The sequence below is a fragment of the Streptomyces violaceusniger Tu 4113 genome, assembly GCF_000147815.2.
Taxonomy (GTDB): Bacteria; Actinomycetota; Actinomycetes; order Streptomycetales; family Streptomycetaceae; genus Streptomyces; species Streptomyces violaceusniger_A.
Genome location: NC_015957.1, coordinates 6,837,570 through 6,849,297, shown reverse-complemented (window position 1 = coordinate 6,849,297; position 11,728 = coordinate 6,837,570). Strand labels below are relative to the sequence as shown.

The 11,728-nt window shown below is 73.1% G+C and carries 6 protein-coding genes; all 6 read left to right on the top strand.

Annotation, left to right across the window (positions count from 1 at the left end):
• Window positions 1-17 precede the first annotated feature (17 nt).
• The gene (locus STRVI_RS27750; protein WP_014058953.1) at window positions 18-812 is read left to right on the top strand and encodes an IclR family transcriptional regulator; all 795 of its coding nucleotides are present in this window, start codon (window positions 18-20) and stop codon (window positions 810-812) included.
• Between the two features lie 121 nt (window positions 813-933).
• Complete coding sequence (locus tag STRVI_RS55655; protein WP_014058952.1) at window positions 934-2,220, top strand: enolase C-terminal domain-like protein; 1,287 nt, start codon at window positions 934-936, stop codon at window positions 2,218-2,220.
• 61 nt (window positions 2,221-2,281) lie between these two features.
• Window positions 2,282-3,454, top strand: a complete 1,173-nt coding sequence (locus STRVI_RS27740; RefSeq protein WP_014058951.1) for a Gfo/Idh/MocA family protein — start codon at window positions 2,282-2,284, stop codon at window positions 3,452-3,454.
• Between the two features lie 123 nt (window positions 3,455-3,577).
• The gene (locus tag STRVI_RS27735; protein WP_014058950.1) at window positions 3,578-6,046 is read left to right on the top strand and encodes a PQQ-dependent sugar dehydrogenase; all 2,469 of its coding nucleotides are present in this window, start codon (window positions 3,578-3,580) and stop codon (window positions 6,044-6,046) included.
• Between the two features lie 325 nt (window positions 6,047-6,371).
• Window positions 6,372-9,482 (top strand): alpha-mannosidase, encoded by a 3,111-nt coding sequence (locus tag STRVI_RS27725; RefSeq protein ID WP_014058949.1) that lies wholly within the window; start codon window positions 6,372-6,374, stop codon window positions 9,480-9,482.
• A complete protein-coding gene (locus STRVI_RS27720; RefSeq protein WP_014058948.1) occupies window positions 9,479-11,722 on the top strand; it encodes an ROK family protein in 2,244 nt (747 codons plus the stop codon). Before STRVI_RS27725 ends, STRVI_RS27720 begins: the two co-directional genes overlap by 4 nt.
• Window positions 11,723-11,728: the final 6 nt, after the last annotated feature.

The following is an 11,728-nucleotide window of genomic DNA, read 5'->3' as shown; positions in this document are numbered from 1 at the left end:
GGGGAGCGGAGGCTGGCGTGGAATCGGTGTCGGGAGCAGCGCGGGTCCGGCGTCACGAGGACGTCAAGTCCGCGGCGCGCGTCCTGGAAGTGCTCGAACTCCTGGGTGCCGAGGGCGCCCGGCTCTCACTCGCCGACATGGCGAGCACCCTGGCCGTGCCCAAGAGCAGCCTGCACGCCGTACTGCGCACCATGGAGTCCCGCCGCTGGGTGGAGACGGACCCGTCGGGAACGCTGTACAGCCTCGGTCTCAAGGCGCTGCTGACCGGGACCGCCTATCTGGAGAGCGACGACCTCGCCGGGATCGCCGGGCCCGTGCTCGACCTGCTCGCCGAGGAGACCGGCGAGGCCGTCCACCTCGGCCGGCTGGACGATACGGACGTCGTCTACCTGGCCAAACGCGAATCCCGCCATGCCCTGCGGATGTACTCGGCGGTCGGTCGCCGGCTGCCCGCGCACGCCACCGCGCTCGGCAAGGCGATCCTGTCCCAGTACGACGCGGCCGAGATCCAGCGCCGGCTCAACTGGCCGTTGCCGGCGCTGACTCCGAGCACCGTCACCGACCCGGACGAGCTGCTCGCCCAGCTCGCCGACGCCCGCAAGCGCGGCTGGGCGGAGGACGAGGGCGAGAGTTCGGTGGACATCCGCTGTGTGGCGGTCCCGCTCGGTACCGGGCACGGCGGCGGCGACGCGATCGGCTGCTCGGCGCCGCGCAGCCGGATGGACGACGCCCGGCTGAGCGAAATCGCCACCCATGTCACCGAGGCGGCCCACTCGTTGCGGACCCTGCTCAAGCGCCTCGGCGAGCACTGAGCCCCGCACACCGCCGCACGCCCCGGACCTGACCGTATCCCGGTACGGTCATTGACACCGCTCCTGAACCCTCTTTACGTTCGAATGGACGATTGCCATTCGGATACCGGAATGGGAGCGCATGTCCGCACCCCATGAGCCGCACCTCCCGCTCGCCCAGGCCCCCTGGGTGGAGGAGCGCGGCGACAAGCTCCGCATCACCGCCGTACGCACGTTCCTGACGGCCCCACAGGGCTGCCCGTACCTCATCGTGCGGATCGAGACCAACGACCCCGGGCTGTACGGCCTCGGATGCGCCAGCGACCCTCAGCGCACCCTGGCCGTCCGCAGCGTGATCGACGACTACCTCGCGCCGCTGCTGCGCGGCCGCGACCCCGGCGACATCGAGGACCTGCACCGCCTGGTCCTCAACAGCGCCTACTGGCGCGGCGGTTCGATCACCGGAAACGCCCTCGGCGGCGTCGACGTCGCCCTGTGGGACCTGAAGGCCAAGCGGCTCGGTGCCCCGCTGTACGCCCTCCTCGGCGGCCGCTTCCGGCACCGCGCCGCCGCCTACACCCACGTGGACGGCCGGGACGCCGAGGAGCTCGCCGACAAGGTCGCCGCCGCGCGCGAACGGGGCTTCGGGCACGTCCGCGTCCAGACCGCCGTCCCCGGCTCCGACACCTACGGCGCCGCGCCCGCCGGCGCCGAGGAGGCGCGGGCCCGCCACTACCGCTCCGGCCGATGGGACAGCGCCGCCTATCTGCGCGCGGTGCCCCCGGTGCTGCGCCGTACCCGCGAACTGGTCGGCGACGGCGTCGAGTTGCTGCACGACGCACACGAGCGCCTCGACCCGCGCCAGGCCGTGGAGTTCCTGCGCCGGGTGGCCGACGCCGGGCTGTACTTCGTGGAGGATGTGCTCGCCCCGGAGGACGCCGCGCACTTCGCGCGGCTGCGCGCCGCGTCCCCGGTCTCCCTCGCGATGGGCGAGCTGTTCAGCGACCTCACCCAGTTCCTGCCACTGCTGGCCGGGCCGGTGATCGACTTCGCGCGGATCCGGATCCCCACGCTCGGCGGCCTCACCCCGGCCCGTAAGCTCGCCGCCGCCTGCGAACTGCACGGCGTCCGGCTCGCTCCGCACGGGCCGGGCGACGTCAGCCCGCTCGCGCAGGCGGCCACCGTCGCCCTCGACATCTCCAGCCCCGCCTTCGGCGTCCAGGAGGCGGCGACCTTCCGCGAGGCGGTTCTGGAGGTCTTCCCCGGGACGATCGTGCCGCGTCTGGGGGCGATGGAGCCCCGGGAGGCCCCGGGGCTCGGAGTCGACTTCGACGAGAGCGCCGCGCGCCGGTATCCGGCGCCCGAGCCCCTGGCCCACGACCGCTGGGCCCTGCTGCGGACCACCGATGGGAGCGTGCAGAGGCCGTGAGACCGAACGCGACGAGCGCCACCCCGCCCGAGGTGCGGGCGCTGACCGAGAGGGGACCGGTGTGGGCGAGCCGCTGAGGATAGGGCTGGTCGGGGCGGCAAAGATCAGCCGGGCCTATCTGGACACGCTGCCGCGCCTGCCGGGACTGCGCCTGACCGCCGTGACCGACGTGAACCGGACCCGTGCCGAGGCCGCCGCGAAGAGCGCCGAGGCCGCTGCCCGTGGCGCCGAGTCCGCCGCCAAGAGCGCCAAGTCCGCCGCCCACAGCGCGCAGTGCGTCGCCGTCGCCACGTCGGCCGATGAGCTGGTGGCGCGCGAGGACGTCGATGCCGTACGGAACCTGACCATCCCGGCGGCGCACGCCGAAGTGGCGCCGGCCGCGCTCGCCGCGGGCAGGCATGTGTACGGCGAGAAGCCGCTGTCCGGCACCCGCGAGGAGGCCGACGCCATCATGGGCGCGGCACAGCGAACCGGACTGCGGGTCGGCTGCGCCCCGGACATGGTGCTCGGCCCGGGCACCCAGACCGCGCGCAAGACCGTGGACGACGGGCTCATCGGCACACCGGTCGCGGCCACCGCCTTCATGACCACCGCCGGGCACGAGGCGTGGCACCCGGACCCGGAGTTCTACTACCGGCCCGGCGGCGGGCCGCTGCTGGACATGGGCCCGTACTATCTGTCCGCCCTGGTGCACCTGCTGGGCCCGGTGGTCCGGGTCACCGGAGCGGCGTCCCGGCCGCGCGGCCAGCGGGAGATCGGCAGCGGGCCACGCGCGGGCGAGCGCTTCGCCGTCGAGGTGGACACCCATATCACCGGCGTCCTGGAGCATCGGGGCGGCGCGCTCACCACCCTGCTGATGAGCTTCGATGTGCACGCGGCCCGGCTGCCGCGCATCGAAGTGCACAGCAGCGAGGGCTCGTTGTCGGTGCCGGATCCCCACACGTTCGACGGTCCGGTGGAGCTCTGGCGCGGTGGCGCCTGGGAGCCGCCGGCGCCGTCGGCCGGATACGCGGGTTCCGCCCGGGGATACGGCCTGGCCGACCTGGCGCCGGCGCTGGAGGCGGGCCGCCCGCACCGGGCCTCCGCCGAGCTCGCCCGGCATGTCCTGGACGTCATGCTCACCCTGCTCGACGCCGCCCGGGAGCGGACCTCGCTCCCGGTCGGCACCACATGTTCCCGTCCCGAGCCCGTGCCCTTCGTGGGCGAGCTGTCCGCGTCGGCGGGCCACGGCTAGGGCGGTGTCGAGTACGGGCACAAGGGTCCCCTCCACCCTGCCGAAGGCCCGTACCGCGGCGCGACGGCGCGCGCCTGTGCTCAGCACTTCCGCGAGTATCCCCACTCCATACGGAGGACCTTCGTGCACAGGAAACGCCACGGACTGCGCAGATCCCTCGCGCTGTTCGCCGGAACACTGCTCACCGGAGCCACTCTGACGCTCACCGCCCCGGCGGCGGACGCGGGGCCCGACCCCGACCGGACGGCCGCCGCCCCCGCCGCCCCCGTGTTCCAGCAGGTCACCCTCGCCAAGGGGGTGGCCGAGACGGGTGAGCCGATGTCGCTGGCCGTGTTGCCCGACCGCTCGGTGCTGCACACCTCGCGTGATGGCACCCTGCGGCTCACCGACGCGGCAGGCACCACCAAGGTCGCCGGCACCCTGCCGGTGTACAGCCATGACGAGGAGGGGCTGCAGGGCGTCGGGGTCGACCCGGGCTTCAGCGCCAACCGCTTCATCTACCTCTACTACGCGCCGCCGCTGAACACCCCGGGCGGTGACGCCCCGGAGAACGGCACGGCCGCGGACTTCACCAAGTTCGACGGCGTCAACCGGCTCTCCCGCTTCGTGCTCAAGACCGACGGCACCCTGGACCGGGCCAGCGAGAAGACCGTGCTGGAGGTCAAGACCTCCCGTGGCATGTGCTGCCACGTCGGCGGCGACATCGACTTCGACGCACAGGGCAATCTGTATCTGTCGACCGGTGACGACTCCAACCCCTTCGCCTCCGACGGCTACACACCCATCGACGAGCGGGCGAGCCGCAACCCGGCCTTCGACGCCCAGCGCAGCGCGGGGAACACCAACGACCTGCGCGGCAAGATCCTGCGCATCAAGGTCAAGGCCGACGGCTCGTACGACATCCCGGCGGGCAACCTCTTCGCCCCCGGCACCGCCAAGGCCCGCCCCGAGATCTACGCGATGGGATTCCGCAACCCGTTCCGGATGAGCGTCGACAAGCCCACCGGCGTGGTCTACGTGGGCGACTACGGGCCCGACGCGGGCAACGCCAGCTCCACCCGCGGTCCGCAGGGCATGGTGGAGTTCGCCCGGGTCACCAAGGCGGGCAACTTCGGCTGGCCCTACTGCGTCGGCAAGAACCAGCCGTACATCGACTACGACTTCGCCACCGGCACCTCCGGCTCGGCCTTCAACTGCGCCGCGCCGAAGAACGCCTCGCCGAACAACACCGGCCTCACCGACCTGCCCCCGGCCCAGGCTGCCTGGATTCCCTACGACGGCGGGTCGGTGCCCGAGTTCGGCTCCGGCTCGGAATCCCCGATGGCCGGACCGGTCTACCGCTATGACGCCAACCTCAACTCGCCGGTGAAGTTCCCGCAGGAGTACGACGGCGACTTCTTCGCGGGGGAGTTCGGCCGCAAGTGGATCAAGCGGATCGACCAGGGCGCGGACGGCACGGTCGGCTCCATCAACGCCTTCCCCTGGACCGGTACCCAGGTGATGGACATGGCCTTCGGCCCGGACGGCGCGCTGTACGTCCTGGACTACGGCACCGGATGGGGCGCGGGCGACGCCAACTCGGCGCTGTACCGCATCGAGAACGTCGTCGGAGGCCGGGCACCGGTCGCCCAGGCGGCGGGCGACAAGACCTCGGGCAAGGCCCCGCTCCAAGTGAAGTTCTCCTCGTCCGGCAGCATCGATCCCGACGGCGACGCCATCAGCTATAGCTGGGACTTCGGCGACGGCGGGAAGTCCACCGAGGCCAACCCGGCGCACACCTACACCGCCAACGGCACCTACACCGCCACCCTGACCGCCCGGGACCCCGGCGGCCTGACCGGCACGGCGAGCGTCCACATCACCGTCGGCAACACCGCGCCGACGGTCACCCTGGAACTGCCGGGCGACGGCCAGTTGTTCACCTTCGGCGACAAGGTGCCCTTCCGTATCAAGGTCAGCGACCCGGAGGACGGCACCATCGACTGCGCCAAGGTGAAGATCACCCACCTGCTCGGGCACGACAGCCACGCCCACCCCATCACCTCGGCCACCGGCTGTGAGGGCACCCTGCAGACGCTGGCGGACGGCGAACACGACGAGAACGCCAATATCTTCGGGGTCTTCGACGCCGAATACACCGACAAGGGAGCGGGCGGCCAGCCCGCGCTGACCACCCACACCCAGCATGTCGCTCAGCCCAAGCACCGCCAGGCCGAGCACTACACCGCGTTCCAGGGCATCGAGCAGGCGAGCCACTCCACCGCACACGGTGGCAAGACGGTCGGCTTCACCGACAACGGCGACTGGATCTCCTTCAAGCCGTACCTCCTGAACAACGCCACCAAGCTGACGGCCCGCGTCTCCTCCGGCGGACCCGGCGGCACCATCGAGGTCCGCGCGGGCAGCCCCACCGGGACGCTGCTGGGAACCGCGACCGTGCCCGCCACCGGCGGCTGGGAGAACTTCCAGGACGTGAGCGCCACGCTCGCCGGCGCCCCCTCCGGGACGACGACGCTCTACTTCGTCTTCAAGGGCGTCACCGGCCAGGGGAACCTCTTCGATCTGGACGACTTCACCTTCACCACCGGCTGAGCCGGGACCGAGCTGGGTCGCGCCGGAGGTCCCGAGGGGAACCGCCGGACGGCCCACGCGGCGGGGAGGAGAACGCCGACTCCTCCCCGCCGCATTTCTGTGCCCGGTGTCAATTCTCTTATCTGACACAGTCGATGCCAGGCCGCTTATTTTCCTCCTGACAGGGCGTCGAATCGCTGCTTTTGCCGGGTAAATCCGCAGGTCAGAGGCGCAGTTCAGGCTAGCGGGACGGTAATTGGGCCGAAGCGTTGACGTGATAACACACATGGTTTTACATAGGCGTCACGCGCACTTTCCCGGGGGCAGGCAGGAGGAAGGGCCGACGATGCACGACGACCGCCACGCCGTGGAAGAGCGCATCGCGAAGTTCATCGCCGAGCGCCTGCGCCCGGCGCTGTACGGCGACCGCGTCCCGCTGGAGGTCGCCGCCTGGCACCTCCCGGGGGAGCCGGTGCCGGTGGCGGACGCGCTGCGCGCCGAGTACCGGCCGTTCGTCACCGGTGGAAGCTGGGGCGGCCCGTGGTCGACCACCTGGTTCCGCGCCACCGCCACGGTCCCCGAACGGTGGGCGGGCCGCCGGGTGGAGGCACTGTTCGACCTCGGCTTCGATCTCTCCCGCGGCCCCGGAGGCCAGGCCGAGGGCCTGGTCCACGACGCCGACGGCACCCCGCTGCAGGGCCTGCACCCCCACAACCGCTCGGTGCCGCTGACCCCCCGCGCCATCGGCGGTGAGAGCGTGTGCCTGCTCGTGGAGGCCGCCGCCAATCCGCCCATCGTCGGCAGCGCGGGCATCGGCACCCACTACGGCCACCGGCTCACCGCGGGCGAGGAGGACCTGTACCAGTTGCGCCGTGCCGACCTCGTGGTCCGCGAGGAGGACGTCTGGCAGCTCATCCACGACATGGAGGTGCTGGACGAGCTGATGCGCGAACTGCCCCTCGGACTGCCGCGCCGCCACGAGATCCTGCGCGCGCTCCAGCGGGCCGTGGACAGCGTGCCCCCGCGCCGCGTCGCCGCGGGCGCCACGGCGGCCCGCGCGATCCTGCGCCCGGTCCTGGACCGGCGCGCCCACGACACCGCGCACACCGTCGCCGCCGTGGGACACGCCCATATCGACTCCGCCTGGCTGTGGCCGCTGCGCGAGACCGTGCGCAAATGCGCCCGGACGTTCTCCACCATGGCCGGGCTGGCCGAGGAGTACCCGGAGCTGGTCTTCGCCTGCTCCTCCGCCCAGAGTTACGCCTGGATGCGTGACCACCAGCCGTACGTCTTCGAGCGGATCAAGAAGGCGGTGGCCGACGGCAACTGGGCGCCGGTCGGCGGCATGTGGGTCGAGGCCGACGGCAATCTGCCCGGCGGAGAGGCCCTGGCGCGCCAGCTCGTCCACGGCCGCCGCTTCTTCGCCCAGGAGCTCGGCGTGGAGACCGACGGCGTCTGGCTGCCCGACTCCTTCGGCTACACCGCCGCCTACCCGCAGCTCGCCGCGCTCGCGGGCGCCCGCTGGTTCCTCACCCAGAAGCTGTCCTGGAACGAGACCAACAAGCTGCCCCACCACACCTTCTGGTGGGAGGGGATCGACGGCACCCGGATCTTCACCCATTTCCCGCCCGTGGACACCTGCAACGCCACGCTGTCCGGCGCCGAGCTGGCCCACGCCGTCGCCACGTACGCCGAGAAGGGCGCGGGCACCCGCTCCCTGGCCCCCTTCGGCTACGGCGACGGCGGGGGCGGGCCGACCCGCGAGATGCTGGAGAAGGCCCGGCGCCTGGCCGATCTCGAAGGCTCCCCGCGGGTCAGCGTCCAGTCGCCGTCGGACTTCTTCCGTGAGGCCCGCGAGGAGTACCCCGACGCGCCCGTGTGGCGCGGCGAGCTGTATCTGGAGACCCACCGCGGCACCTACACCAGCCAGGCCCGCACCAAGCGCGGCAACCGGCGCAGCGAGGCCCTGTTGCGCGAGGCCGAGCTGTGGGCGGCGACTGCCGCCGTGCGCACCGGCGAGCCCTATCCGTACGAGACGCTCGACGCGCTGTGGAAGCAGGTGCTGCTGCACCAGTTCCACGGCATCCTGCCCGGCACCTCCATCTCCTGGGTCCACCAGCAGGCCGAGCAGACCTACCGCGCCGTCCACCGCGGCCTGGAGCGCATCGTGGCCCGCGCCGCGGGCACCCCGGACACCACGGAACCACTCGCCGTCCTCAACGCCGCTCCCCACGCGCGGCGCGAGGTGGTCCGCCTGGATGCGCCGCCCGCCGCCGGCGGCCCGGTGCAGAAGCTGTCCGACGGCCGGTACGCCGTACTCGCCCAGGCCCCCGCGCTCGGCGCCGCCGTCCTCGGCACCGGCACCGCCCACCAGGCGCGGGTCACCGCCCGTCCCGCCGACGCGGGCGGATATGTCCTGGACAACGGCGCGCTGACGGTCCATATCGACGGCGACGGGCTGGTCAGGTCCGCGTACGACCACGACCGCCGCAGGGAGGCCATCGCGCCCGGTGGCGCCGGGAACCTGCTGCAGCTCCACCCCGACGATCCGGTGCGCTGGAGCGCCTGGAACCTGGACGCCCAGTACCGCAACGTCCACCGCGACCTGGACACCGCGACCGCCGTCCGGCTCGACGACGAGGGCCCGCTGCTGGCCTGTGTCCGCGTGGAGCGCACCACCGGCCGGTCCGTCGTCGTGCAGCGCCTCAGCCTGGCCGCGGACAGCCGGATCCTGGAGGTCGACACGGACATCGACTGGCGGGAGGAGGACACCGTCCTCAAGGCCGCCTGGCCGCTGGACGTGCATGCCGAACGCGTCGCGTCCGAGATCCAGTTCGGCCATGTCGAGCGGCCCACCCACGAGAACACGAGCTGGGACGCCGCCCGCTTCGAGGCGTGGGCGCACCGCTGGGTCCACATCGGCGAACACGGCTGGGGCGCGGCCCTGCTCACCGACTCCACCTACGGGCACGACGTCGCCCGCCTCACCCGCGAGGACGGCGGAACGACCACGACCCTCCGGCTCACCCTGCTGCGCGGCCCGCACAGCCCCGACCCCCATGCCGACCGGGGGCGGCACCGCTTCCGCTACGCGCTGTACCCCGGCGCCGACCTCGGCGACGCCGTGGCCGCGGGATACGCCTTCAGCCTCCCGCTGCGCCCCGCCGCGCCGCGGCTCACCGGACCGCCGCTGGTCGCGGTGGGCGATCCGGGCGTCGTGGTGGAGGCGGTCAAGCTCGCCGACGACCGCTCCGGCGACGTCGTGGTCCGGCTCTACGAGTCGCGAGGCGGCCGGGTCCGCACCACCCTGGCCGCCGGATTCGCCGTCGACCGCGTCCAGGTCACCGACCTCCTGGAGCACCCCACGGCCGAACTGGCGCACACTCAGGGCGTGTTGGACCTGACCTTGCGCCCGTTCCAGATCCTGACCCTCCGGCTGGCGCGCGGGGCGTCGTGAACCCGCCGTACCAGGACGCCCCGGGACTGCCCGAGGAGGACCGCAGGCTGCTGCGGCACTGGGTGGCGGAGGGCGGTTCGCGCGCCGTCCGCGCCGCCGTCGTCCTGCTCGCCGCCCAGGGGCTGCGCAACGCCGAGATCGCCCGGCGGCTCGAGGTCTCCCGGCAGACGGTGGGAAATTGGCGGCAGCGCTTCGACGCCTCCGGTGTGGCGGGCCTGCGGGAGCGTCCACGGCCCGGGCGGCCCAGCATCATCGACGAGGCCGAGGTCATCACCCGTACGGTGCTGGCGCCCGACGGCAGCGGGGCCTCCCGCGCGGTCGCCCGCGAACTCGGCTACAGCCACGCGGCCGTCGCCGCGATCCGCCAGCGCTGGCGGGTCACGCCCGGCAACGCCACCGTCCCCGCCGTGCCCACCCGCCCCCCGCTCCCGCAGGCCGAGGTGTGGGTGCTCGGCCTGTATCTGGACACCCACCGGGCGCTGCTGCTCGTCGGCACCCGCCCGGCCGCCCCCGAGCAACACCACGCCGCCTCGCCGGGCGCCTCCCCCGGTGCCGATGTCATCGCCGCGGTCGACGCGGCGGTGGAGGCCGCGCTGAAGGTCCCGCCGTCCCCGGTGCCGGGGGAGCGGCGTGGCCAGGACCGGCCGGCCGGATACCTGGCCGAGGCCCGGCGCCGCCACCCGGGCGCCTCCCTGCACGCCATCACCCTGTGGGACACGGGGGAGGGCGGGCCGTCGGCCCAGCGGTGGGCCCGGGGCGGGGTGGTCCACCACGCCCTTCCGGTGCGCACCACCTGGCGCACCTTCCTGCGGGCCATGGTCGGCCTGGACTGCACCCGGCACCCGGAGTCCTCGCACCGCGTCTACCTCGACCTGGCCGCCGCCCTCACGCGCTACGCGGACCGGCCCGCCACGGCCCGCGAGCGGCAGCCCGTGCGCTGGCTCCGGGAACCCATCGCCACCCACTTCGCCGCGGCCTCCCGGGGCGGTGGCGAGCAGCGCCGGGAGTCCTGGGGCGGCGCGAACCAGATCGACCTCGGCTCCTTCAACGAGTGCGTGGTCATCGAGGCGGTACGGCTGGCCGGGACCATCACCCGCGGCGAGATCTCGCACCGCACCGGCCTCACCCAGCAGTCGGTCTCCCGGATCTCCCGCTCGCTGCTGCACCGCGGCATCCTGGTCGAGGACGACCGGCGGCAGGCCACCTCCGGCAAGCCGCGCACCCCGGTGCGGCTGCGCGGTGACGCCGGGCACGCGCTGGGCATCCATGTCGACCCCGAGGTGCTGACGGCGGTCGTGGTCGACCTCGACGGCGCCATCGTGCGCAGCCGTACGGAACCCGTCGCGCAGACCGCCAGCCCGGACCAGCTCGTCGACCATATCGCCCGGCTGGGCCGCGGGGTCCTGTCCGCCGCCGGCGGCGCGGTGCGGCCCGGGGGATTCCTCGGCATCGGCGTGGCCACCCCCGGCCCCGTCGACGTGGCCTCCGGCACCGTCCTCGACCCGCCGCTGCTGTCGGTGTGGCGGGATGTGCCGCTGCTGTACATGCTCAAGGACCGCTTCCCCTGCCCCATCGTCATGGAGAAGGACTCCTCGGCCGCGGCCATCGGGGAGCGGTGGATCGGGCGCGACCGGCGCGCCCGCGACTTCGTGTATCTGTACCTCGGTACGGGGGTCGGCGCCGGGCTGTTCCTGGGCGGCGACATCCACCGCGGAGTCAGCGCCAACGCGGGGGAGTTCGGCCAGTTGTGCGCCGTCGCCCTGGAACGGGTCGACGCGGACGGCAGACCGGAGATCCTGCCCGAATGCAATCCGCCGGTGTCCATCCCGGAGACGGCCGCCCGGCTCGGCATGGTCCTCGGCCCGCGCGCCGCGCACGACCCGCGAGAGGCCCACCGGGTGGTGAGCGCGGCGGCCGGGGCCGGCGACCCGGTCGCCGAGAAGGCCGTGCGCCAGGTCGCCGGGGCGATCGGCAGGGGCGCCCTGTCCCTGGTGGACCTGCTGGACATCGACCTGGTCGTGCTCGGCGGGCCGTTCTTCACCGACGGGGTCGCCGACCTCTACACGGCCGAGATCTCCCGTATCGTCAACGACTTCCCGACCGCCAGACGGTTGCGCCGGGTCGATGTCGAGCGGTCCGTGCTCAGCCGCGAGGCCGCCGCCGTCGGCGCCGCGTCGACCATCTTCCACGCCACGTTCACACCACGGCTGGCGGGCCGTCCCGCGCCCACGAGGCGGTGACCGGAT